Genomic DNA, 799 nt, shown 5'->3' with positions numbered 1-799 from the left:
ATACAGGAGATTTGGCGCAACTCCATGCCGCCGAGCCGCAGAGGAGACGGTCTCCCCGGCGGCATAGCTTTCCTCGATGATCTGCAGTTTGCGTTCCGTTGTCCAGCGTCGCCGCCGGACGTCACCGATCATCAAGTCAACCTGTCGAAACTCGTTAGACATAAGCTTATCCTCAAGCCTGTGCTTGAGCCTTCCTGCTTATGCTGAGTGTCCGGTCGAAAATGGGGGCAGTTCACCCGGCATGCCGCTCGGAAAATTGACGACGACAGCCTTCAGCTTATAGGCCTGCGGCCGCCCGTATTTCTCGTAGCGCTCGTAGAATTCCTTGGAACAGTCAAAACCTCGGGAATAGCTACCGCCTCTAGGACAGTTGACCGGCGGGCCGCAGCCTGCCTTGGCCGCAAACCTGCGTGAATGCCAGTCATTTCGTATAGAATGTCATATTTCCGTTGCGTGCCCGCGAAACCCATTCGATATCGTTCGCGGTTAGCTTCTTGGTCTTGAGCTGGGCCGTAAGCCATTTGTTCGAGCGAATTGCATCGCGGATGGCTTTGACGTGCTCTTCGCTTCCCTGTGTCGGGTGTGAGCCGGTCTCCGAAAAATCGGCCGTCCGATAGCTTACGATCGTAAAACGTCTCTCGTGATAGGTTCGCACCGCCTCAGGCAGATTCTCACTCCAGTTCATTCGTCGAAATTCGCGCCTACTTTGCTGGGCCTCTACGGGCGCAATCCCAGAAGCGGCAGTAATTACGGCAAGTCCAATGATCATGGCCATCTTCATCGCACAAACTCCGGAGGA

2 protein-coding genes are annotated in these 799 nt (G+C 55.4%); both read right to left on the bottom strand.

Annotated elements, in window-relative coordinates:
- The coding region (locus tag AC1D35_RS36550) for a transposase (RefSeq protein ID WP_477942942.1) at window positions 1-162 on the bottom strand (162 nt) is incomplete at its 3' end.
- A 259-nt stretch (window positions 163-421) separates the two neighbouring features.
- Window positions 422-769 (bottom strand): hypothetical protein, encoded by a 348-nt coding sequence (locus tag AC1D35_RS36545; RefSeq protein WP_477942940.1) that lies wholly within the window; start codon window positions 767-769, stop codon window positions 422-424.
- Window positions 770-799 lie beyond the last annotated feature (30 nt).

The organism is Rhizobium sp. P1_E6, assembly GCF_056405875.1.
Note: the sequence above shows the minus strand (reverse complement) of the source record. Positions and strands in the feature narration are given on the sequence as shown.